19 protein-coding genes are annotated in these 21981 nt (G+C 65.0%); 16 read left to right on the forward strand and 3 right to left on the reverse strand.

Annotation, left to right across the window (positions count from 1 at the left end; translation table 11 throughout):
- Nucleotides 1–112 precede the first annotated feature (112 nt).
- From map to V0R59_RS20275, 4 genes are all read left to right on the forward strand, one after another.
- A complete protein-coding gene (map, locus tag V0R59_RS20260) occupies nt 113–895 on the forward strand; it encodes a type I methionyl aminopeptidase (protein WP_330076242.1) in 783 nt (260 codons plus the stop codon).
- Between the two features lie 17 nt (nt 896–912).
- Nucleotides 913–3615 (forward strand): [protein-PII] uridylyltransferase, encoded by a 2703-nt coding sequence (locus V0R59_RS20265; RefSeq protein ID WP_330076243.1) that lies wholly within the window; start codon nt 913–915, stop codon nt 3613–3615.
- Nucleotides 3616–3638: 23 nt separating this feature from the next.
- Nucleotides 3639–4835, forward strand: coding sequence for a succinyldiaminopimelate transaminase (gene dapC, locus V0R59_RS20270; protein WP_330076244.1), 1197 nt, complete (start codon nt 3639–3641; stop codon nt 4833–4835).
- 168 nt (nt 4836–5003) lie between these two features.
- Nucleotides 5004–5657 carry an EF-hand domain-containing protein gene (locus V0R59_RS20275; RefSeq protein WP_330076245.1) on the forward strand — a complete coding sequence of 218 codons (654 nt, stop codon included), beginning with the start codon at nt 5004–5006 and terminating at the stop codon, nt 5655–5657.
- A 7-nt stretch (nt 5658–5664) separates the two neighbouring features.
- Here the strand turns inward: V0R59_RS20275 and V0R59_RS20280 are convergent, their stop codons facing one another.
- The gene (locus V0R59_RS20280) at nt 5665–7311 is read right to left on the reverse strand and encodes a Na+/H+ antiporter (protein WP_330076246.1); all 1647 of its coding nucleotides are present in this window, start codon (nt 7309–7311) and stop codon (nt 5665–5667) included.
- Nucleotides 7312–7547: 236 nt separating this feature from the next.
- Here V0R59_RS20280 and pncA point away from each other — a divergent pair, with 236 nt between their 5' ends.
- From pncA to V0R59_RS20305, 5 genes are all read left to right on the forward strand, one after another.
- A complete protein-coding gene (gene pncA / locus V0R59_RS20285) occupies nt 7548–8198 on the forward strand; it encodes a bifunctional nicotinamidase/pyrazinamidase (protein ID WP_330076247.1) in 651 nt (216 codons plus the stop codon).
- A gap of 130 nt (nt 8199–8328) precedes the next feature.
- Nucleotides 8329–8676, forward strand: a complete 348-nt coding sequence (locus V0R59_RS20290; RefSeq protein ID WP_330076248.1) for an ArsC family reductase — start codon at nt 8329–8331, stop codon at nt 8674–8676.
- A 39-nt stretch (nt 8677–8715) separates the two neighbouring features.
- Nucleotides 8716–9750 (forward strand): 2,3,4,5-tetrahydropyridine-2,6-dicarboxylate N-succinyltransferase, encoded by a 1035-nt coding sequence (gene dapD / locus V0R59_RS20295; RefSeq protein ID WP_330076249.1) that lies wholly within the window; start codon nt 8716–8718, stop codon nt 9748–9750.
- A gap of 55 nt (nt 9751–9805) precedes the next feature.
- Nucleotides 9806–11011, forward strand: a complete 1206-nt coding sequence (locus tag V0R59_RS20300; RefSeq protein WP_330076250.1) for an aminotransferase class V-fold PLP-dependent enzyme — start codon at nt 9806–9808, stop codon at nt 11009–11011.
- Complete coding sequence (locus V0R59_RS20305; RefSeq protein WP_330076251.1) at nt 11008–11418, forward strand: SufE family protein; 411 nt, start codon at nt 11008–11010, stop codon at nt 11416–11418. Before V0R59_RS20300 ends, V0R59_RS20305 begins: the two co-directional genes overlap by 4 nt.
- Here the strand turns inward: V0R59_RS20305 and tcdA are convergent.
- A complete protein-coding gene (gene tcdA / locus V0R59_RS20310; protein WP_330076252.1) occupies nt 11397–12221 on the reverse strand; it encodes a tRNA cyclic N6-threonylcarbamoyladenosine(37) synthase TcdA in 825 nt (274 codons plus the stop codon). The genes V0R59_RS20305 and tcdA overlap by 22 nt on opposite strands.
- Nucleotides 12222–12526: 305 nt before the next feature.
- Here tcdA and V0R59_RS20315 point away from each other — a divergent pair, with 305 nt between their 5' ends.
- The 4 genes from V0R59_RS20315 to V0R59_RS20330 all read left to right on the forward strand — a co-directional run bounded on the left by V0R59_RS20315 (nt 12527) and on the right by V0R59_RS20330 (nt 17696).
- Complete coding sequence (locus V0R59_RS20315) at nt 12527–15118, forward strand: glycosyltransferase (RefSeq protein ID WP_330076253.1); 2592 nt, start codon at nt 12527–12529, stop codon at nt 15116–15118.
- A 220-nt stretch (nt 15119–15338) separates the two neighbouring features.
- Nucleotides 15339–16490, forward strand: a complete 1152-nt coding sequence (gene dapE, locus V0R59_RS20320; RefSeq protein ID WP_330076254.1) for a succinyl-diaminopimelate desuccinylase — start codon at nt 15339–15341, stop codon at nt 16488–16490.
- Nucleotides 16490–17302 (forward strand): putative RNA methyltransferase, encoded by an 813-nt coding sequence (locus V0R59_RS20325; RefSeq protein WP_330076255.1) that lies wholly within the window; start codon nt 16490–16492, stop codon nt 17300–17302. The genes dapE and V0R59_RS20325 overlap by 1 nt, the downstream gene beginning before the upstream one ends.
- A gap of 19 nt (nt 17303–17321) precedes the next feature.
- A complete protein-coding gene (locus V0R59_RS20330; RefSeq protein WP_330076256.1) occupies nt 17322–17696 on the forward strand; it encodes a hypothetical protein in 375 nt (124 codons plus the stop codon).
- 56 nt (nt 17697–17752) lie between these two features.
- Here the strand turns inward: V0R59_RS20330 and V0R59_RS20335 are convergent, their stop codons facing one another.
- Nucleotides 17753–17962: a cold-shock protein gene (locus V0R59_RS20335; RefSeq protein ID WP_009395290.1), complete on the reverse strand. Its 210-nt coding sequence runs from the start codon at nt 17960–17962 to the stop codon at nt 17753–17755.
- A 219-nt stretch (nt 17963–18181) separates the two neighbouring features.
- On the opposite strand from V0R59_RS20335, the gene plsB reads away from it, so the two are divergent.
- The 3 genes from plsB (at nt 18182) to V0R59_RS20350 (ending at nt 21870) form a co-directional block, all read left to right on the forward strand.
- Entirely contained in the window at nt 18182–20662 is a 2481-nt protein-coding gene (gene plsB, locus V0R59_RS20340) for a glycerol-3-phosphate 1-O-acyltransferase PlsB (protein WP_330076257.1), read from the forward strand.
- 89 nt (nt 20663–20751) lie between these two features.
- Entirely contained in the window at nt 20752–21150 is a 399-nt protein-coding gene (locus V0R59_RS20345) for a YbaY family lipoprotein (protein ID WP_330076258.1), read from the forward strand.
- Between the two features lie 30 nt (nt 21151–21180).
- Entirely contained in the window at nt 21181–21870 is a 690-nt protein-coding gene (locus tag V0R59_RS20350; protein ID WP_330076259.1) for a DUF4197 domain-containing protein, read from the forward strand.
- Nucleotides 21871–21981 lie beyond the last annotated feature (111 nt).

Raw genomic sequence — 21981 nt, forward strand, 5'->3', positions numbered from 1 at the left:
CATCATCTATAGAGGCCGCTGGTACGGCGCGAGGCCCTGAACCGGCGTCCGCTCTGCTAGAATCGCGCCTTTCCTGTTCGCCCGCGCCCCGGGGCGCCGTAGAGAGCCTGCAATGACCGTCACCATCAAAACCGCCGAAGACATCGAAAAGATGCGCATCGCCGGCCGCCTTGCCGCCGAAGTCCTGGAAATGATCGAGGAGCACGTCAAGCCCGGCGTGACCACCGAAGAGCTGGACCGCCTCTGCCACGACTATATCGTCAACGTTCAGCAGGCCATCCCGGCGCCGCTCAACTACAAGGGCTTCCCCAAGTCGATCTGCACCTCGATCAACCACGTGGTGTGCCACGGCATCCCCAACGAGAAGCCGCTCAAGGCCGGTGACACGCTGAACATCGACGTCACCGTGATCAAGGACGGCTACCACGGCGACACCAGCCGCATGTTCCACGTCGGCACCGTGCCGGTCTGGGCCGAGCGCCTGTCCCAGGTCACCCAGGAGTGCCTGTACAAGGCGATCGAGCTGGTCAAGCCGGGCTGCCGCCTGGGCGATATCGGCGAAGTGATCCAGAAACACGCGGAAAAGAACGGTTTCTCGGTCGTCCGCGAATTCTGCGGCCACGGCATCGGCAAGGTGTTCCACGAAGAGCCGCAGATCCTCCACTACGGCCGCGCCGGCACCGGCATGGAACTCAAGGAAGGCATGACCTTCACCATCGAGCCGATGATCAACCAGGGCAAGGCCGACACCAAGGTCCTGGGCGATGGCTGGACCGCCATCACCAAGGATCGCAAGCTGTCCGCCCAGTGGGAGCACACCCTGGTGGTCACCGCCACCGGCTATGAGATCTTCACCCTGCGCAAAGACGACACCATTCCTCGCACTTCAGCCTGACAAGACAGGACGATTCGATGCCCCAGGTGGATCCCGAGCTGTTCGATCGCGGCCAGTTCCAGGCGGAACTGGCCCTCAAGTCAAGCCCCATCGCTGCGTTCAAGAAGGCCATCCGCCGCGCCGGCGAGGTGCTTGACCAACGTTTCCGCGAGGGCCGCGACATACGCCGGCTGATCGAGGATCGTGCCTGGTTCGTCGACAACGTCCTGGAACAGGCCTGGAAGCAGTTCGACTGGAGCGACGAAGCCGATATCGCCCTGGTGGCGGTCGGCGGCTACGGCCGTGGCGAACTGCACCCGCACTCGGACATCGACCTGCTGATCCTGCTGGACGACGCCGACCACGAGGTTTTCCGCGATTCGATCGAGCGTTTTCTGACGCTGCTGTGGGATATCGGCCTGGAAGTGGGCCAGAGCGTGCGCTCGGTGGACGAATGCGCGGAACAGGCCCGTGCCGACCTGACCGTGATCACCAACCTGATGGAAAGCCGCACCATCGCCGGCCCCGAGCGCCTGCGCCAGCGCATGCTGGACGTCACCAGCACCGCGCACATGTGGCCGAGCAAGGACTTCTTCCTGGCCAAGCGCGCCGAGCAGAAAGCCCGCCACCACAAGTACAACGACACCGAATACAACCTCGAACCCAACGTCAAGGGCTCGCCCGGCGGCCTGCGCGACATCCAGACGGTGCTCTGGGTAGCCCGTCGCCAGTATGGCACCCTGAACCTGCACGCCCTGGCGGGCGAGGGCTTCCTGCTGGAGGATGAGAACAAGTTGCTGGCCGCCTCCCAGGAGTTCCTGTGGAAGGTGCGCTACGCCTTGCACATGCTCGCCGGTCGCGCCGAAGACCGCCTGCTGTTCGACCACCAGCGCAGCATCGCCGCCCTGCTCGGCTACACGGACGAAAACCCCAAGCGCGCCATCGAGCAGTTCATGCAGCAGTACTACCGCGTGGTGTTGAGTATCGCCGAGCTCAGCGACCTGATCATCCAGCACTTCGAGGAAGTCATCCTCACCGATGACAGCAGCACCGTCACCCAGCCGCTGAATCCGCGCTTCCAGCTGCACGACGGCTACATCGAGGCGGTGCGCCCGAACGTGTTCAAACGCACGCCGTTCGCCATGCTGGAAATCTTCGTGCTGATGGCCCAGCACCCGGAGATCAAGGGGGTCCGCGCCGATACCATCCGCCTGCTGCGCGAATACCGCCACCTGATCGACGACGACTTCCGCAACGACATCCGCAATACCAGCCTGTTCATCGAACTGTTCAAGTGCGAGATCGGGATCCACCGTAACCTGCGGCGGATGAACCGCTACGGCATCCTCGGTCGCTACCTGCCGGAGTTCGGCCTGATCGTCGGGCAGATGCAGCACGACCTGTTCCACATCTATACGGTGGACGCGCACACCCTGAACCTGATCAAGCACCTGCGCAAACTGCAGTACACGCCGGTGTCGGAGAAGTTCCCGCTGGCCAGCAAGCTCATGGGTCGCCTGCCCAAGCCGGAGCTGATCTACCTCGCCGGCCTCTACCACGACATCGGCAAGGGCCGCCAGGGCGATCATTCGGAGATCGGCGCGGTGGATGCCCAGGCCTTCTGCGCACGGCACCAGTTGCCGGCCTGGGACAGCCGCCTGATCGTCTGGCTGGTGCAGAACCACCTGGTGATGTCCACCACCGCGCAGCGCAAGGACCTGTCCGACCCGCAGGTGATCCACGACTTCGCCCAGCTGGTGGGCGACCAGGTGCACCTGGACTACCTCTACGTGCTGACCGTGGCCGACATCAACGCTACCAATCCCAGCCTGTGGAACTCCTGGCGCGCCAGCCTGCTGCGCCAGCTCTACACCGAGACCAAGCGCGCCATCCGCCGCGGCCTGGAAAACCCGCTGGACCGCGAGGAGCAGATCCGCCAGACGCAGAGCGCGGCCCTGGACATCCTGGTGCGCGAAGGCAATGACCAGGATGATGTCGAGCAGCTCTGGTCGCAACTGGGCGACGACTATTTCCTGCGCCACACCGCTGCGGATGTCGCCTGGCACTCCGACGCGATCCTCCAGCAGCCGGCCGACAGCGGCCCGCTGGTGCTGATCAAGGAAACCACCCAGCGCGAATTCGAGGGCGGCACGCAGATCTTCATCTATGCCCCCGACCAGCACGACTTCTTCGCCGTGACCGTGGCGGCCATGGACCAGCTCAACCTGAACATCCATGACGCCCGGATCATCACCTCCAGCAGCCAGTTCACCCTCGACACCTACATCGTGCTGGACAACGACGGCGGCGCCATCGGCGACAACCCGCAGCGGGTCAAGCAGATCCGCGAGGGCCTGAGCGACGCCCTGCGCAACCCGGACGATTACCCGAACATCATCCACCGCCGGGTACCGCGCCAGTTGAAGCACTTCAACTTCGCCCCCCAGGTGACCATCCTCAACGACGCCCAGCGCCCGGTGACCATCCTCGAAATCATCGCCCCCGACCGTCCCGGCCTGCTGGCGCGGATCGGCAAGATCTTCCTGGACTTCGACCTGTCGCTGCAGAACGCCAAGATCGCCACCCTCGGCGAGCGCGTGGAAGACGTGTTCTTCATCACCGACGCCGACAACCAGCCGCTTTCCGACCCCCAACTGTGCAGCCGCCTGCAGGACGCCATCGTCGAGCAGTTGCGGGTCGACCAGGCCAGCGGAATCGAATCCTTTCGCCTGACCATTTAATGCATTGACGAGACCTTGCGCCGATGAACAACGCTTTGAACCAGCTTCAGCCCTACCCGTTCGAGAAACTCCGCGCCCTGCTCGGCGGCGTCACGCCGGCAGCGGACAAGCGCGCCATCGCGCTGTCGATCGGCGAGCCGAAGCACACCTCGCCGGCTTTCGTGGCCAAGGCCCTGGCCGACAACCTCGACCAGATGGCGGTGTACCCGACCACCCTGGGCCTGCCGGCCCTGCGCGAGTCGATCGCCAACTGGTGCGAGCGCCGCTTCGGCGTGCCAGCCGGCTGGCTGGATGCCGCACGGCACGTGCTGCCGGTCAACGGCACCCGCGAGGCGCTGTTCTCGTTCACCCAGGCGGTGGTCAGTCGCAGCGACGACGGCCTGATCGTCAGCCCTAACCCGTTCTACCAGATCTACGAAGGCGCGGCCCTGCTGGCCGGGGCCAAGCCGCATTACCTGGCGTGCCTGGACAGCAACGGTTTCAACCCGGACTTCGACGCGGTGCCAGCGGACGTCTGGCAGCGCTGCCAGATCCTCTTCCTGTGCTCTCCGGGCAACCCCACCGGCGCCCTGGTCCCGCTGGAAACCCTGAAGAAGCTGATCGCCCTGGCCGACCAGTACGATTTCGTCATCGCCGCCGACGAATGCTACAGCGAGCTGTACTTCGACGAGCAGAGCCCGCCGCCGGGCCTGCTCAGCGCCTGCGCCGAACTGGGCCGCAGCGACTTCAAGCGCTGCGTGGTGTTCCACAGCCTGTCCAAGCGCTCCAACCTGCCGGGCCTGCGCTCCGGTTTCGTCGCCGGTGATGCCGAGATCCTCAAGGGCTTCCTGCTGTACCGCACCTACCATGGCTGCGCCATGCCGGTTCAGACCCAGCTGGCCAGCATCGCCGCCTGGAACGATGAAGCCCACGTGCGCGACAACCGCGACCTCTATCGCGAGAAGTTCGACGCGGTGCTGGACATCCTCGCCCCGGTCCTCGACGTGCAGAAACCGGATGGCGGCTTCTACCTGTGGGCCAAGGTCCCGGGCAATGACGATGCCGCCTTCTGCCGCGACCTGTTCGAGCAGCAGCACGTGACCGTGGTACCGGGTTCCTACCTGTCCCGGGATGTCGATGGAGTAAACCCGGGCGCTGGCCGCGTGCGCATGGCGCTGGTCGCGCCGCTGGCCGAGTGCGTTGAAGCCGCCAAGCGGATTCGTGCGTTCATCGAAGGTTGATGCTCGCCAGGCGTTGTCGTGGCCGCCTGGCCGCGACAACGCCTGGCATTAGCCCAGCTTTTCCCTCCCCACAACTGATATTTCTGTCAGTTGCGCACACCTCGCTTCCACCGAAAACTGTTCGGGCTGCAGCCTCTCCGAGGCTGGCCAACGTTCGAAGGTGGCGACATGGAAGCTACACTCCAGGCGGTGCTTGACATCATGGGCTCGAACTCGAAGACACCACTGCTCAGCGGTGTCGAAAGAATGAGCACCTACATGGTGGAACAGAGCCTGATTGCACGAGGCTATAGCCAGAGTTCGGTCAGTCAGTTGATGCATCGGATGGACAAGAACCGCAACTCCTTCATCGAAAGGACCGAACTACCCGACCTGGTCCTGATCCAGAACCGGCTGGACAGCTGGGATACCGACAAGAACGGCAAGGTCACCAGCGCCGAGTTCATGGCGGCACTGAGCAAGGACATGCAACTCACGGCATCGCAACGCAAGCTGTACGAACTGGCCTTCAAGGAACTCGATGCCGACGGCGACGGCAAGCTCTCCAGCCTTGAGGCATTCGACGGCCTGGAAATCGGCAGGACCGGAAGCAAGAGCCTGTCCGACGAGCAACTGCAACGGATCCTCGCCGAGCTCGGCAGCAAGGACCTGAACAACGACGGCAAGGTGACCGTGGGCGAATTCAGCGACATCATCGGCCCTTACCTGACCAAGGAGGACCTGCAGGCGCTGCTGAAGAAGATCAACCTCAACAACGACTGCCAGATCACCTTCGTCGAATACCTCAAGGACTACTACCTGGACTGGATCGCGGGTCGATAGGCGCGCATTACTTCACCGCTCCCAGGTTGGCCTCGCTCAGGTCCAGCTCCCCCAGCACCTTGCGCACCACGTCGTCCCCGACTTCGTGATGCCGGTGCAGGCGATACAGTTCCAGCCGCTGCGCCCGCAGCGCACGCAGGCGCAGGCGCCGTTCCAGCTGGTCCATCTGCGCCGCCAGGGCACGAGCTTCGGCGCTGTCGTTGTAGGCATCGAGTTGCTGACGGTATTCAGCCATCAGCCGTGCCTTGAGCTCGGCAGCGAGGGCGGCCTGGGCCGCATCCTGGGCGGCGCCGGGCTCGGCGGTCTCTTCCGCCTCCAGCGCATGGATCGCCGCCTCGGCGGTGCGCCGCCAGGTTTCGTCGGCCTCCTGTTGCAAGGTGTCATCGGGGCTCTTCTGGATCCCGCGCAACAGCAATGGCAAGGACACACAGGCCGCTACCAGCGACAGCAGGATCACGCCAGCAGCAATGAAGATCAGCAGATCGCGCTCCGGGAACCCTTTGCCCGCACTGATCAGCAACGGCACCGACATCACGCCCGCCAGGGTCACCGCGCCGCGTACCCCACCAAGGGTCAGCAGCCAGCAGGACCGGGCATCGGGCAACAGCACCAGTTCCGACTTGCCGCGCCAGCGCCGCACCTGGCCGATCAGGCGCCAGATGCTCTGCACCCAGACGAAGCGCAGCAGCACCAGCACACCGAAAATCATCACCACGTCCAGGCAGCGCCAGGCCAGGGTCGGCCACAGCGAGGCTTCGTGGCTGGTCACCGCCTTGATGATGTCCGGCAACTGCAGGCCCAGCAGCAGGAAGATCAGGCCGTTGAAGGCAAACTCCAGCAGCGACCAGACGCTGCGGTTGAGCAGGCGCGTGCTGGTCTGCCGCGGCAGCAGGTCGAGCCAGCTCTGCATCATTCCGGCCGCCACCGCCGAGAGGATGCCGGAAGCACCGAGGCGTTCGGCCAGCACATAGGCGGCGAACGGCAACAGCAGCATGAACACCACATGGGTGGCCGGGTCGTCCCAGCCGCGGGCGATCATCCAGGCCCGCAGGCGCCCCACCAGCCAGCTCAGGGCGACACCGATGGCCAGGCCGCCAATGGCCACCAGGACAAAGGTCAGGCTGGCCTCGGTCAGGGAAAATACCCCGGTAATGGCTGCGGCCAAGGCGAACTTGAAGGTCACCAGGCCGGACGCGTCGTTCATCAGCGCCTCGCCCTGGAGCATGTGCATCAAGGGGGTCGGCAGGCGGTCCTGGGTGATCGCCGAGACCGCCACGGCGTCGGTGGGCGACAGTACGGCGGCCAGGGCGAAGGCCACCGGCAGCGGGATGGTCGGGATGATCCAGTGGATGAAGTAGCCGGCACCGACCACGGTGAACAGCACCAGGCCCACGGCCAGGGTCAGGATCGGACCACGCAGCCGCCACAGCTCACGCTTGGGCATGCGCCAGCCATCGGAAAACAGCAGGGGTGGCAGGAACAGGAAGAGGAAGAGCTCAGGATCGAGGGCCACGTGCAGCCCGAGGGTCGGCCAGGCCAGCAAGGCGCCGGCGGCGATCTGCACCAGCGGCAAGGGCAGCGGGATCATCCGCCCGACCAGCTTGGAGACACTGACCAGCATCAGCAGGATGAGGACGGTATAGGCTGATTGCATCTGTGTTTCCTGTTCGATTCGAAAGCGCTGCCGGCGCTGGACATGGGCGCGGCATTGGACACATATAGTAACGAGCGATGCCCCTGGCGGGCCGCTGCACAAAAGTCGCAGCTTGCCCGGGAATATGTAACACCATGCTACACATCAACAATACAGAATGAGTTCGATGCCAGATTGGGTGCGCTTCGCAGCGCCCAATCCCCCGGCAGTCACCGTGAAACCAGGAAGGCCTCTCCATGTCCCCAGCCCTGAACAACGATAGCCCCGATCGCGCCCTGCTCGTGATCGACATCCAGAACGACTTCACCCCCGGTGGCGCCCTGGCCGTCAACCAGGGCGATGAGATAGTGCCGCTGGTCAACCGCCTTGCTGCGGGTTTCGGCAACGTGGTCATGTCCCAGGACTGGCACCCGGCCGGGCATATTTCCTTCGCTTCCAGCCATCCGGGCGAGAAGCCATTCGACGTCATCGAGTTGCCCTATGGCCCCCAGGTCATGTGGCCGGACCACTGTATCCAGGGCAGCCACGGTGCCGAATTCCATCCGCAGGTGGACATTCCCCACACCCAGTTGATCGTGCGCAAGGGCGGCAACCCCCTGGTGGACAGCTACTCGGCGTTCTTCGAGGCCGACCGCAAGACCACCACCGGACTGGCCGGTGCCCTGCGGGAAAAAGGCATCGACACCGTCTACGTGGCGGGCCTGGCCCTGGACTTCTGCGTCACCTGGACCGCCCTGGATGCCCGCCGCGAAGGCTTCGTCACCTACGTGGTGGTGGATGCCTGCCGGGCCATCGACAACGACGGCTCGCTGGAGCAGGCGCTGTCCGAGATGCAGGATGCCGGCGTGATCTTCATCCAGTCCCGCCAGTTGCTCGGCGGCGTCTGAGAACGCATCGGTCAGAAGGCGGCGCCGCAGCCGTGGCGCCGTACCGATTGATGCCGCATAATCCCGCCCACCCCAATTTCCGAGGAGTTGCGGGGACGCCCGGTGAATGTCCGGCGCCCCTTGAAGTTCAATGGCTTACATTCTCTACGGCATCAAAGCTTGCGACACGATGAAAAAAGCGCGTACCTGGCTTGAGGAAAAAGCCATCGGCTACGACTTCCACGACTACAAGACCCAAGGCATCGACCGCGACAGCCTGAACCGCTGGTGCGACGAGCACGGTTGGGAAAAGATCCTCAACCGCGCCGGCACCACCTTCCGCAAGCTCGACGACGCGCAGAAGGCCGACCTCGACCAGGCCCGGGCCGTGGAGCTGATGCTCGCCCAGCCATCGATGATCAAGCGCCCGGTGCTCGACCTCGGCGGCAAGACCCTGGTGGGTTTCAAACCGGACCTGTACGCGGCCGCCCTGCAGTAAGCCGCCCGCTTTCACCCTATTTCAGTACGAGGTAACCGCATGTCCCAATCCCTGTTCAGCCTGGCCTTCGGTGTCGGCACCCAGAACCGCCAGGGCGCCTGGCTGGAAGTCTTCTACGCCCAGCCCCTGCTCAACCCGTCGGCCGAACTGGTCGCCGCGGTCAGCCCACTGCTGGCCTACGAAGGCGGCAACCAGGCCATCGCCTTCAGCCCGGCCCAGGCCGGCCAACTGGCCGAGGTGGTCAAGTCGATCGACCCTGTCCAGGCCGCCCTGCTGACCCGCCTGGCGGAAAGCAGCAAGCCGCTGGTCGCCACCCTGCTGGCCGAAGACGCCACCCTGAGCTCGACCCCGGAAGCCTACCTGAAGCTGCACCTGCTCTCGCACCGCCTGGTCAAGCCGCACGGCCTGAGCCTGGCCGGCATCTTCCCGCTGCTGCCGAACGTCGCCTGGACCAGCCAGGGCGCCATCGACCTGGCCGAACTGGCCGAAGCGCAACTGGAAGCACGCCTCAAAGGCGAACTGCTGGAAGTGTTCTCGGTGGACAAGTTCCCGAAGATGACCGACTACGTCGTGCCGAGCGGCGTGCGTATCGCCGACAGCGCCCGCGTACGCCTGGGTGCCTACATCGGCGAAGGCACCACCATCATGCACGAAGGCTTCGTCAACTTTAACGCCGGCACCGAAGGCCCGGGCATGATCGAAGGCCGCGTCTCCGCTGGCGTCTTCGTCGGCAAGGGTTCGGACCTGGGCGGCGGTTGCTCGACCATGGGCACCCTGTCCGGCGGCGGCAACATCGTCATCAAGGTCGGCGAAGGCTGCCTGATCGGCGCCAACGCCGGTATCGGCATCCCGCTGGGCGACCGCAACACCGTGGAAGCCGGCCTGTACATCACCGCCGGCACCAAGGTGCAACTGCTCGACGAGCAGAACCAGCTGGTGAAAGTGGTCAAGGCCCGCGACCTGGCCGGCCAGACCGACCTGCTGTTCCGCCGCAACTCGGTGAGCGGCGCGGTGGAGTGCAAGACCCACAAGTCGGCCATCGAGCTGAACGAAGCGCTGCACGCCCACAACTAAGTGGTACGATTCGGGTCTGGCCCTTCGCCAGATCCGATTCCCAGGCGCGAAGATCATGTTCCAACCCTCTCCCTGGCGTGCGGACTTTCCCGCCATCGCCGCCCTGCAACGCCAGTACCAGACCTATCTGGACAGCGCGGCAACCACCCAGAAACCCCAGGCATTGCTGGACGCCCTGAGCCATTACTACGGTCATGGCGCGGCCAACGTGCACCGCGCCCAACACCTGCCCGGCGCCCTCGCCACACAGGCCTTCGAGGCCAGCCGCGACAAGGTCGCCGCCTGGCTGAACGCGGGTGCCAACGGCAATATCGTCTTCACCCACGGCGCCACCTCGGCGCTGAACCTGCTGGCCTATGGCCTTGAACACCGTTTCGAGGCCGGCGAGGAAATCGCCGTCAGCGCCCTCGAACACCACGCCAACCTGCTGCCCTGGCAGCAACTGGCCCAGCGCCGCGGCCTGAAGCTGGTGATCCTGCCCCTGGCGGAAAACGGCCAGCTCGACCTCGACGCCGCATTGCAACTGATCGGCCCGCGTACCCGGGTACTGGCGGTCAGCCAGTTGTCCAATGTGCTCGGCAGCTGGCAGCCGCTGCAACCGCTGATCAACCATGCTCGTGCACAGGGTGCGCTGACCGTGGTCGACGGTGCCCAGGGCATCGTCCATGGCCGCCATGACGTCGCCCAATTGGGCTGCGACTTCTACGTCTTTTCCAGCCACAAGCTGTACGGCCCGGACGGACTCGGCGTGCTCTACGGCCGAACCCAGGCCCTGGCCCTGCTGCGCCACTGGCAGTTCGGCGGCGAGATGGTGCAACTGGCCGGCTACCAGGAATCCAGCTTCCGCAGCGCGCCACTGGGCTTCGAAGCCGGTACGCCGCCGATCGCCAGCGTGATCGGCATTGGCGCTACCCTGGACTACCTGGCCAGCCTGGACGCCACGGCGGTGGCCGAGCACGAAGCCGCCCTGCACTGCCATCTGCTGCGCGGCCTCAACGACCGCGAAGGCGTGCGCGTCCTCGGGGAGCCCCAGGCGGCCCTGGCCAGTTTCGTGGTCGAGGGCATACACAACGCCGACCTCTCGCACCTGCTCACCGAACAGGGCATTGCCGTGCGTGCCGGACATCATTGCGCCATGCCGCTGGTCAACAGCCTCGGCCTGGACGGGGCGATCCGCGTGTCGCTGGCGCTGTACAACGACTCGGACGACCTGCAGCGCTTCTTTGCCGCGCTCGACCAGGCCCTGGAGCTGCTGCGATGAGCCTGCCGAGCGCCGCGCAGGAAGCACTCGACAGCTTCGCCGCCGCTGCCGGCTGGGAACAGCGCGCACGCCTGCTGATGCAGTGGGGCGAGCGCCTGGTGCCGCTGACGGAGGAAGAAAAGTCGGAAGACAACCGCGTCCACGGTTGCGAAAGCAAGGTCTGGCTGGTGGCGCAGCAGCATGACGGCCGCTGGCGCTTTGCCGCAGCCAGCGACGCGCGCTTGATCCGCGGCCTGCTGGCCTTGCTGCTGGTGCGGATCGAAGGCCTGTCCAGCGCCGAGCTGCAGCAACTGGACCTGCCCGGCTGGTTCGACCAACTGGGCTTGAGCCGGCAGCTCTCACCCTCGCGCAGCAACGGCCTGAATGCCGTGCTGCAGCGCATGGCTCAGCTCGCCGCAGGCGGCTGAGCGGCCTTGCGCTCGGCCGGGCGGCGCGCCCCGGCCACCAGCTTGTCCACCGCCTTGCTCGCGGCGACCATGCCGAAGGTCGCCGTGACCATCATCACCGCGCCGAAACCACCGGCGCAGTCCAGCTTGACGCCCTCGCCGACGAAACTCTTGCTCAGGCAGATACCGCCATCCTCGCCCGGATAACGCAGTTGCTCGGTGGAAAACACCACCGGCACGCCATAGCTGCGGCTGGTATTGCGCGAGAAGTTGTAGTCGCGGCGCAGGGTCGAGCGCACCCGCGAGGCCAGCGGGTCGTTGTAGGTACGGTTGAGGTCGGCGACCTGGATCTGCGTCGGGTCGATCTGCCCGCCAGCGCCACCGGTGCTGATGATGGTGATCTTGCGCCGCTTGCACCAGGCGATCAGCGCGGCCTTGGCCATCACGCTGTCGATGCAGTCGATCACGCAGTCAAGCTGCTCGGTGATGTATTCGGCCATGGTCTCGCGGGTGACGAAGTCCGCCACCGTGTGCACGGTGCAGGCCGGGTTGATGGCGCGCAGGCGTTCGGCCATGGCTTCGACCTTGGCCCGCCCGACATTGCCCTCCAGGGCATGGGCCTGGCGGTTGGTGTTGCTGACGCAGACGTCGTCCAGGTCGAACAGCGAGATCTCGCCGACGCCGCTGCGCGCCAGGGCTTCCGCCGCCCACGAGCCAACGCCGCCGATGCCGACCACCGCCACATGGGCGGCGCCCAGGCGCTTCAGGCCGTCGACGCCGTACAGCCGGGCAATGCCGGCAAACCGTGGATCTTCCGTACTCATGCCACACACCCCGCAAAAAACCGGCGCGCATTATAGGCCCCTGCGCAGGCAATGACAGCCCGCGACCTGCACCTGCGGACAGCGTGCACATTGGTAATCATGATGGCAATGCTGCTTTAATGTCCGGCGAAGTGTCCTACGCTGCAAAAAGTCTTGGACGACATCAAACGGGCTTCAGAACTTCGCCCTCTGAAGAAAATCCAATGCCTGCCGCGTCGAAATTCCCACAAGAACCGATGCGACGTCTCCTTGGATCCGCGCCTGCGAGCGCTGGCCCGTTCCACTCTCCGGAACTCGAACAACTTATGTCATCGCGTAAATTTGGTCTCAACCTGGTGATCGTCATGGCGATCGCCGCGCTTTTCACCGGGTTCTGGGCGCTGATCAACCGCCCGGTTTCCGCTCCCGACTGGCCGGAGCAGATCTCCGGTTTCTCCTATTCACCGTTCCGCCTCGGCGAAAGCCCGCAAAAGGGCCAGTACCCCACCGAAGCGGAAATCCGTGAAGACCTCGAACAGCTGAGCAAGCTGACTGACAGCATCCGTATCTACACCGTCGAAGGCACCCAGGCGGAAATCCCGCGGCTGGCCGAGGAGTTCGGCCTGCGCGTGACCCTGGGCGTGTGGATCAGCCCCGACCAGGAGCGCAACGAGCGGGAAATCCAGAAAGCCATCGAACTGGCCAACACGTCGCGCAGCGTGGTGCGGGTGATGGTCGGCAACGAGGCGCTGTTCCGCAAGGAAATCACCCCCGAAGACCTGATCAAGTATCTCGACCGGGTGCGCGCCGCGGTCAAGGTGCCGGTGACCACCTCGGAGCAGTGGCACATCTGGAAGGAACACCCGGAACTGGCCAAGCACGTCGACCTGATCGCCGCGCACATCCTGCCCTACTGGGAATTCATCCCGATGAAGGATGCCGGGCAGTTCGTCCTCGATCGCGCCCGCGACATGAAACACCTGTTCCCGCGCAAGCCGCTGCTGCTTTCCGAGGTCGGCTGGCCGAGCAACGGGCGCATGCGCGGCGGTGCCGACGCGACCCAGGCCGACCAGGCCATCTACCTGCGCACCCTGGTCAACAAACTCAACCGCCAGGGCTACAACTACTTCGTCATCGAGGCCTACGACCAACCGTGGAAAGCCAGTGACGAAGGGTCGGTGGGCGCCTACTGGGGCGTGTTCAACGCCGCCCGCCAGCAGAAATTCAACTTCGAAGGGCCGGTGGTGGCGATCCCGCAGTGGCGCGTGCTGGCGGTGGGCTCGGTGGTCCTCGCCCTGCTCTCGTTGACCCTGCTGCTGATCGACGGCTCGGCCCTGCGCCAGCGCGGCCGGACCTTCCTGACCTTCATCACCTTCCTCTGCGGTTCGGTGCTGGTGTGGATCGGCTACGACTACAGCCAGCAATACAGCACCTGGTTCAGCCTGACCGTGGGCGTCCTCCTCGCCCTCGGCGCGCTGGGGGTGTTCATCGTGTTGCTGACCGAGGCCCACGAACTGGCCGAAACGGTGTGGACCCACAAGCGCCGACGCGAATTCCTGCCGGTGCAGGCGGACAATGCCTACCGCCCGAAGGTGTCGGTGCATGTGCCGTGCTACAACGAGCCGCCGGAGATGGTCAAGCAGACCCTCAACGCCCTGGCGGCCCTGGATTATCCGGACTACGAAGTCCTGATCATCGACAACAACACCAAGGACCCGGCCGTGTGGGAGCCGATCAAGGCCCACTGCGAGCTGCTCGGCGAACGCTTCAAGTTCTTCCACGTCTCGCCCCTGGCCGGCTTCAAGGGCGGTGCGCTGAACTACCTGATCCCGCATACCGCCAAGGATGCCGAAGTGATCGCGGTGATCGACTCGGACTACTGCGTAGACCGCAACTGGCTCAAGCACATGGTGCCGCACTTCGCCGATCCCAAGATCGCCGTGGTGCAATCGCCGCAGGACTACCGCGACCAGCACGAAAGCGCCTTCAAGAAGCTCTGCTACTCCGAATACAAGGGCTTCTTCCATATCGGCATGGTCACCCGTAACGACCGTGACGCGATCATCCAGCATGGCACCATGACCATGACCCGTCGTTCGGTCCTGGAAGAGCTGGGCTGGGCGGACTGGTGCATCTGCGAGGATGCCGAGCTGGGCCTGCGGGTGTTCGAGAAAGGCCTGTCTGCCGCCTACGCCCACAACAGCTACGGCAAGGGGCTGATGCCGGACACCTTCATCGACTTCAAGAAACAGCGTTTCCGCTGGGCCTACGGCGCGATCCAGATCATCAAGCGCCACGCCGCCAGCCTGCTGCGCGGCAAGGACACCGAGCTGACCCGTGGCCAGCGCTATCACTTCCTTGCCGGCTGGCTGCCGTGGATCGCCGACGGCATGAACATCTTCTTCACCGTCGGTGCGCTGCTGTGGTCGGCGGCGATGATCATCGTGCCGCAGCGGGTCGATCCGCCGCTGCTGATCTTCGCCATCCCGCCGCTGGCGCTGTTCGTGTTCAAGGTGGGCAAGATCGTCTTCCTCTACCGCCGCGCCGTCGGTGTGAACCTCAAGGACGCCTTCGCCGCGGCGCTGGCCGGGCTGGCCTTGTCGCACACCATCGCCAAGGCGGTGCTGTACGGCTTCTTCACCAGCAGCATCCCGTTCTTCCGCACGCCGAAGAATGCCGACAGCCATGGCCTGCTGGTGGCGCTGTCCGAGGCGCGGGAAGAGCTGTTCATCATGCTCCTGCTGTGGGGCGCGGCGGCGGGGATCTACCTGGTCCAGGGCCTGCCGAGCAATGACATGCGCTTCTGGGTGGCCATGTTGCTGGTGCAGTCGCTGCCGTATGTGGCGGCGCTGGTGATGGCGATGCTGTCGTCGTTGCCGAAGCCGGCGGGTGCAGCGGAACCGGCTCCCGCCGCCTGACTTGTGGGAGCTGGCTTGCCAGCGATAGGGCCAGATCCGACAACATCCTTGTGCTTGCCGGCCTCATCGCTGGCAAGCCAGCTCCCACAGGGTCCGTGCAGGCCCTGCCATGGCCCTTCCCTTCCCGGACAAACAGCAGCGATCCGCCGTCCTCCCGTCACACATTTGCTATAAGATAACGCCCCAAAACCGTACCCCCGCCTTGCTCCCGGAGTCCTTCATGACGGCCCCCGCCGAACTCTCGCCTACCCTCGAACTGGCCTGCGACCTGATCCGCCGTCCGTCGGTGACCCCACTCGACTTCGATTGCCAGAAACAGATGATGCAGCGCCTGGGCGATGCGGGCTTCATGCTCGAACCCATGCGCTTCGAGGACGTCGACAACTTCTGGGCCACCCACGGCACCCAGGACGGCCCGGTGCTGTGCTTCGCCGGCCACACCGACGTGGTCCCCACCGGCCCGGTACAGGCCTGGCAGAACGATCCGTTCGAGGCCCTGATCGATGCCGACGGCATGCTCTGCGGCCGCGGCGCCGCCGACATGAAGGGCAGCCTGGCGTCGATGATCGTCGCCACCGAGCGCTTCGTCGCCGACTACCCGAACCACCGCGGCAAGATCGCCTACCTGATCACCAGCGACGAAGAAGGCCCGGCCCACCACGGCACCAAGGCCGTGGTCGAGCGCCTGCGCGAGCGTGGCGAGCGCCTGGACTGGTGCATCGTCGGCGAACCGTCGAGCACCACCCTGGTCGGTGACGTGGTCAAGAACGGTCGTCGCGGCTCCCTCGGCGCCAAGCTGACCGTGCGCGGCAAGCAAGGCCACGTGGCTTACCCGCACCTGGCGAAGAACCCGATCCACCTGGCCGCCCCGGCCCTGGCCGAACTGGCCGCCGAGCACTGGGACGAAGGCAACGCGTTCTTCCCGCCGACCAGCTTCCAGATCTCCAACCTGAACTCCGGCACCGGCGCCACCAACGTGGTACCCGGCGAGCTGACCGCGCTGTTCAACTTCCGCTTCTCCACCGAGTCCACGGTCGAAGGCCTGCAGCAGCGCGTCGCGGCGATCCTCGACAAGCACCAGCTGGACTGGGACGTCGAGTGGGCGCTGTCCGGCCTGCCGTTCCTCACCGAGCCGGGCGAACTGCTCGACGCCGTCTCCGCCAGCATCAAGGCGGTGACCGGTCGTGAAACCCATGCCTCCACCAGCGGCGGCACCTCCGACGGTCGCTTCATCGCCACCCTGGGTACCCAGGTGGTCGAGCTGGGCCCGGTCAACGCCACCATCCACCAGGTCAACGAGCGCATCCTGGCCAGCGACCTCGACGTGCTGACCGAGATCTACTACCAGACCCTGACCCGGTTGCTCGCCTGATGCTCACCTGCCCCATCTGCCGGGAACCCCTGCGCACCCTCGACAACGGTGTCGGCTGCCCCGCCAACCACCGCTTCGACCGCGCGCGCCAGGGCTACCTGAACCTGTTGCCGGTGCAGCACAAGAACAGCCGTGACCCAGGCGACAACCAGGCCATGGTCGAAGCCCGCCGCGACTTCCTCAACGCCGGCCACTACGCCCCGGTGGCCGCGCGCCTGGCCGCCCTGGCCGCCGAGCGCGCGCCGGCGCGCTGGGTGGATATCGGTTGCGGCGAGGGTTACTACACTGCGCAACTCGCCGACGCCCTGCCGGGTGCCGATGGCTATGCCCTGGACATCTCCCGCGAGGCGGTCAAGCGCGCTTGCAGGCGCAGCCCGCAGCTGACCTGGCTGGTGGCGAGCATGGCGCGGGTACCGCTGGCCGATGCCAGTTGCCAGTTCATCGCCAGCGTCTTCAGCCCGCTGGACTGGCAGGAGGCCCGCCGCCTGCTCAGCCCCGGCGGCGGCCTGATGCGCGTCGGTCCCACCAGCGGCCACCTGATGGAGTTGCGCGAAAAGCTCTACGACGAAGTCCGCGACTACAGCGACGACAAGCACCTGGCCCTGGTCCCGGCGGACATGGCCCACGCCCACAGCGAAATCCTCGAATTCCGCCTGAGCCTGGCCAACCCGGCCGACCGCGCCAACCTGCTGGCGATGACGCCCCACGGCTGGCGCGCCAGCGCCGAGCGCCGCGCCGCGGTGATCGACCAGGCGACGCCGTTCGAGGTGACGGTGTCAATGCGTTACGACTATTTTGTCCTGCAGGACTGAGCCTTCCCGGAGAATCCCCATGCGCCAACCCGATATCGAGATCTACCTGAAGGACGCCGAGGTCGATCACAAGCAGATCGCCGCCTGGCTGGAGGCCGCCCTCGGTCCTTGCAGCGAGTGGAAGCAGAAAGGTCAGACCTTCAAGTGCACCGCCGGTGACATTCCTGTTACCTGGCTGCCCAAGGCCGTAGGAAAATGGAACAGTCTTTACCTGGAAAGTGACAAGACCCCGTGGGAAGACGACATCGCCTGTGCCCGCGCCGCCCATGCCGCGCTGAACGTCGAAGTGCGTTGCGCACCAGGTAGCTGGGTCGAGGAAGAAGGCGAAGAAGACGCCGACCGCTGGATCCGCATCAGCGCCGACGGAGAAGAAGAAATCACCTGGAGAACCTGATCTCCAGCTACAGGCTGCGGACACCCACGGTCGGCCCGCAGCCTGTAGCCATCCCCTCAGAGACCGACTACATCCTCGGCCTGAAGGCCTTTCTGGCCCTGGGTCAGGCTGTATTCAACCTGTTGCCCTTCGAGCAGGGTACGGTGACCCTCGCCACGAATCGCACGGTAGTGAACGAAAACGTCCGCCCCGCCTTCCCGTTGAATGAAGCCATAGCCCTTGGCGTCATTGAACCATTTCACACTTCCAGTCTCACGAGACGACATCTGTAACACTCCGGATTTTTATTTTGGACTCGCCTTGTCTGCGGGAGGTTTGCGCTCCTGCGTACGCCGCTTGCTGAAAAACCCTGCAAGGGGCGGACCGAGTATAAGACAGACATAAATTAATTTTCATGACCAGGCCGGTTTTTGCTGAACTTGCGCGGATACGGCACACTTGCCCGCTGTCTGTACTTGCGTCCCATTTTCCAGAGCACACTCCGTATGACCCGTTCTCCCCTGCGCCGCCTGATCTTCGGCGCCTTACGCCGACTGTTGTACCTGTGGGTTCGCTCCGAGACCATCAACCAGTCTTCCTTCACCCTCAACCTGGACCGCAGCCGTCCGGTGTTCTATGCGATCCAGTCGCCATCGCTGACCGACCTGGCCGTGCTCGACCGCGAATGCACCAAAGCGGGGCTGCCGCGTCCGGTATTGCCCGTGGCCGTGGGCGACCTGATGGAGCCCGCCGCATTCTTCTACCTGACCCCGGAGCCGGACTGGCTCGGCCGCCAGTACAAGCGCGGCGCGCCGCCGACCCTGGGCCGTCTGGTCAGCGCGGTGAGCCAGCAGCCGGAGCAGGATGCGCAGATCATTCCGGTCAGCGTGTTCTGGGGGCAGTCGCCGGCCAGTGAATCGAGCCCGTGGAAACTGCTGTTCGCCGATAGCTGGGCAGTGACCGGGCGCCTGCGCCGGCTGCTGACCATCCTCATCCTCGGACGCAAGACCCGGGTGCAGTTCTCCGCGCCGATCCACCTGCGCGAGCTGGTGGAGCACAACAAGGGTCACGAGCGCACGGTGCGCATGGCCCAACGCCTGCTGCGCGTGCATTTCCGCAACCTCAAGGCGGCAGTGATCGGTCCGGACATCTCCCACCGGCGCAACCTGGTCAAGGGCCTGGTACACGACCCGCTGGTGCGCCAGGCGATCCTCGACGAAGCCGAGCGCGAGAAGGTCCCGCTGGCCAAGGCCGAGGCCACGGCGCTGAAGTACGGCAACGAGATCGCCTCGGACTACACCTACACCGCCATCCGCTTCCTCGAAGTGGTGCTGAGCTGGTTCTGGAACAAGATCTACGACGGCATCAAGGTCAACCATATCGAGCAGGTGCAGGGCATCGCCCCGGGCCATGAAGTGATCTACGTGCCCTGCCACCGCAGCCATATCGACTACTTGCTGCTCTCCTACCTGCTGTTCCGCAACGGCCTGACCCCGCCGCACATCGCCGCCGGGATCAACCTCAACATGCCGGTGATCGGTGGCCTGCTGCGCCGCGGCGGGGCCTTCTTCATGCGCCGCACCTTCAAGGGCAACCCGCTGTACACCGCGGTGTTCAACGAGTACCTGCACACCCTGTTCACCAAAGGCTTCCCGGTGGAGTACTTCGTCGAAGGCGGACGCTCGCGCACCGGGCGCATGCTGCAACCCAAGACCGGCATGCTCGCCATCACCCTGCGCAGCTTCCTGCGCTCGTCGCGCACGCCGATCGTCTTTGTCCCGGTGTACATCGGCTACGAGCGGGTGCTGGAAGGCCGCACCTACCTCGGCGAGCTGCGCGGGGCGAGCAAGAAGAAGGAGTCGATCTTCGACATCTTCAAGGTGCTCGGCGCACTCAAGCAGCGCTTCGGCCAGGTCTCGGTGAACTTCGGCGAGCCGATCCGCCTCAACCAGTTCCTCGACCAGCAGCAACCGGGCTGGCGCGAGCAACAGCTGGCGCCGCAGTTCCGGCCGGCCTGGCTCAACGAAACCACCTCGCGCCTGGGCGAGAAGGTCGCTCGCCACCTCAACGAAGCGGCGGCGATCAACCCGGTCAACCTGGTGGCCCTGGCCCTGCTCTCCACCAGCCGCCTGGCCCTGGACGAACGCGCCCTGACCCGGGTACTGGACCTCTACCTGGCCCTGCTGCGCCAGGTGCCCTACTCGCCCCATACCACCCTGCCGGAAGGCGACGGCCTGGCCCTGATCGGCCATGTCCGCGGCATGGACCTGCTGGCCGAGCAACGCGATGCCCTCGGCCGCATCCTCTACCTGGACGAGCAGAACGCCGTCCTGATGACCTACTACCGCAACAACGTGCTGCACATCTTCGCCCTGCCGGCCCTGCTCGCGAGCTTCTTCCAGAGCAGTTCGCGGATGAGCCGCGAGCTGATCCTGCAATACGCCCGTGCGCTGTACCCGTACCTGCAGTCGGAACTGTTCATCCGCTGGGAGCTGGACGAGCTGGACGCGGTGGTCGACCAGTGGCTGGAGGCCTTCGTCGAGCAGGGCCTGCTGCGCAGGGAAAACGGCGTGTACCTGCGCCCGGCGCCGAGTTCGCGGCAATTCGTCCTGCTGACCCTGCTGGCCCGGGCCATCACCCAGACCCTGCAGCGCTTCTACATGGCCACCTCGCTGCTGCTCAACAGTGGCCAGCACAGCCTCAGCGCCGAGGAGCTGGAAGACCTGTGCGTGGTCATGGCCCAGCGCCTGTCGATCCTGCATGGTCTCAACGCCCCGGAGTTCTTCGACAAGAGCCTGTTCCGCCACTTCATCCAGACCCTGGTGGAACAGGGCGTGCTGCGCCCCGACGAAGCCGGCAAGCTGGGCTTCCACGAGAAGCTCGGCGAATTGGCTGAAGGCGCGGCCAAGCGCGTGCTGTCGGCGGAAGTACGCCTGTCGATCCGTCAGGTGGCCCTGCACCGCGATGAAGCGGCTAGCGGCGAATAATCCCACGACACGACAAGAAGTCGATTACCGAAAAATCCGCTAAAGTCCTCGATACCGGCCACAAGCCGGTATCAAGGATCGGAGACCCCATGAAAAAACTCTTTATGCTGTGCTGCGCCTCGCTGCTTGCGGCCTGCTCCAGCCATTCCCCTGCCGACAAGGCCTCGCTGGACGGCGAAGTCTTCTACCTGCAACGCATCGCCCTGCCTCCGATGGCTACCCTGAACGTCGCCCTGCAGGACATTTCCCTGGCCGACGCCCCCGCCGTGACCCTCGCCAGCCAGAATGGCCCGGTCAAGGGCCAGGTGCCGCTACCGTTCCACCTGTCCTACGACCGCGCCCAGCTCAAGCCCGGCCACCGCTACGCGGTGAGCGCGCGGATCGAGCTGGACGGCAAGCTGCTGTTCATCAACACCGAGCAACACAGCGTGCAACTGGACGGCAGCGATCCGCAGCCGCTGCGGATCAAGGTCGATGCCGTTCGCTGATTTCCCGTTTTATTCATTAAGGATGTCGTCATGATTCGCCGTACCCTCACCCTCACCGGCCTGTGCGCCGGCCTGCTGCTGTCGGCCAGTGCCATGGCCCTCTCGCTCAGCGACCTGTCGCAGAAAGACGCCTCCGGCGGCCTCAAGGACGCCCTGAGCCAGGGCGCGCAGATTGCCGTCAAGCAACTGGGCACCCCGGGCGGCTTCAGCAACAACCCGGACGTGCGCATCGAGTTGCCGGGCAACCTCGGCAAGGTCGCGAAAAAGATGAAGCAGTTCGGCATGGGCGCCCAGGTCGATGAACTGGAAACCAGCATGAACAAGGCCGCCGAGGCTGCCGTACCGCAGGCCCAGGCGATCCTGCTGGATGCCGTGAAGAAGATGACCGTCGACGATGCCAAGGGCATCCTCAGTGGCGGCAACGACTCCGCGACCCAGTACCTGAGCAAGACCAGCCGCGAGCAGATCCGCGAGAAATTCCTGCCGATCGTCAAGAGCGCTACCGACAAGGTGGGCGTCGCCCAGAAGTACAACCAGTTCGCCGGCCAGGCCGCGAGCTTCGGCGTGGTGGACCAGAAGAGCGCCAATATCGAGGGCTACGTGACCGAGCAGGCGCTCAATGGCTTGTTCGAGATGATCGGCAAGCAGGAAGCCAGCATCCGCGAGAACCCGGCGGCGGCGGCGACCAGCTTGGCGAAGAAGGTGTTCGGGGCGCTGTAACCCGATTCATCGACCGAACGAGGCGGGCCCTGTAGGAGCGGGTGAACCCGCTCTCATGGCACACCGCATGACTTATTGATTCAGCAGGGACTTGTGGGAGCGGGTTTACCC

This window comes from Pseudomonas ulcerans, from assembly GCF_036324125.1.
Taxonomy (GTDB): Bacteria; Pseudomonadota; Gammaproteobacteria; order Pseudomonadales; family Pseudomonadaceae; genus Aquipseudomonas; species Aquipseudomonas ulcerans.

What these genes read in the sequence shown, in the direction of transcription:
- map (WP_330076242.1), top strand. Translation starts at nt 113, where the DNA reads ATGACCGTCACCATCAAAACCGCCGAAGACATCGAAAAGATGCGCATC.
- V0R59_RS20265 (WP_330076243.1), top strand. Translation starts at nt 913, where the DNA reads ATGCCCCAGGTGGATCCCGAGCTGTTCGATCGCGGCCAGTTCCAGGCG.
- dapC (WP_330076244.1), top strand. Translation starts at nt 3,639, where the DNA reads ATGAACAACGCTTTGAACCAGCTTCAGCCCTACCCGTTCGAGAAACTC.
- V0R59_RS20275 (WP_330076245.1), top strand. Translation starts at nt 5,004, where the DNA reads ATGGAAGCTACACTCCAGGCGGTGCTTGACATCATGGGCTCGAACTCG.
- V0R59_RS20280 (WP_330076246.1), bottom strand. Translation starts at nt 7,311, where the DNA reads ATGCAATCAGCCTATACCGTCCTCATCCTGCTGATGCTGGTCAGTGTC.
- pncA (WP_330076247.1), top strand. Translation starts at nt 7,548, where the DNA reads ATGTCCCCAGCCCTGAACAACGATAGCCCCGATCGCGCCCTGCTCGTG.
- V0R59_RS20290 (WP_330076248.1), top strand. Translation starts at nt 8,329, where the DNA reads ATGGCTTACATTCTCTACGGCATCAAAGCTTGCGACACGATGAAAAAA.
- dapD (WP_330076249.1), top strand. Translation starts at nt 8,716, where the DNA reads ATGTCCCAATCCCTGTTCAGCCTGGCCTTCGGTGTCGGCACCCAGAAC.
- V0R59_RS20300 (WP_330076250.1), top strand. Translation starts at nt 9,806, where the DNA reads ATGTTCCAACCCTCTCCCTGGCGTGCGGACTTTCCCGCCATCGCCGCC.
- V0R59_RS20305 (WP_330076251.1), top strand. Translation starts at nt 11,008, where the DNA reads ATGAGCCTGCCGAGCGCCGCGCAGGAAGCACTCGACAGCTTCGCCGCC.
- tcdA (WP_330076252.1), bottom strand. Translation starts at nt 12,221, where the DNA reads ATGAGTACGGAAGATCCACGGTTTGCCGGCATTGCCCGGCTGTACGGC.
- V0R59_RS20315 (WP_330076253.1), top strand. Translation starts at nt 12,527, where the DNA reads ATGTCATCGCGTAAATTTGGTCTCAACCTGGTGATCGTCATGGCGATC.
- dapE (WP_330076254.1), top strand. Translation starts at nt 15,339, where the DNA reads ATGACGGCCCCCGCCGAACTCTCGCCTACCCTCGAACTGGCCTGCGAC.
- V0R59_RS20325 (WP_330076255.1), top strand. Translation starts at nt 16,490, where the DNA reads ATGCTCACCTGCCCCATCTGCCGGGAACCCCTGCGCACCCTCGACAAC.
- V0R59_RS20330 (WP_330076256.1), top strand. Translation starts at nt 17,322, where the DNA reads ATGCGCCAACCCGATATCGAGATCTACCTGAAGGACGCCGAGGTCGAT.
- V0R59_RS20335 (WP_009395290.1), bottom strand. Translation starts at nt 17,962, where the DNA reads ATGTCGTCTCGTGAGACTGGAAGTGTGAAATGGTTCAATGACGCCAAG.
- plsB (WP_330076257.1), top strand. Translation starts at nt 18,182, where the DNA reads ATGACCCGTTCTCCCCTGCGCCGCCTGATCTTCGGCGCCTTACGCCGA.
- V0R59_RS20345 (WP_330076258.1), top strand. Translation starts at nt 20,752, where the DNA reads ATGAAAAAACTCTTTATGCTGTGCTGCGCCTCGCTGCTTGCGGCCTGC.
- V0R59_RS20350 (WP_330076259.1), top strand. Translation starts at nt 21,181, where the DNA reads ATGATTCGCCGTACCCTCACCCTCACCGGCCTGTGCGCCGGCCTGCTG.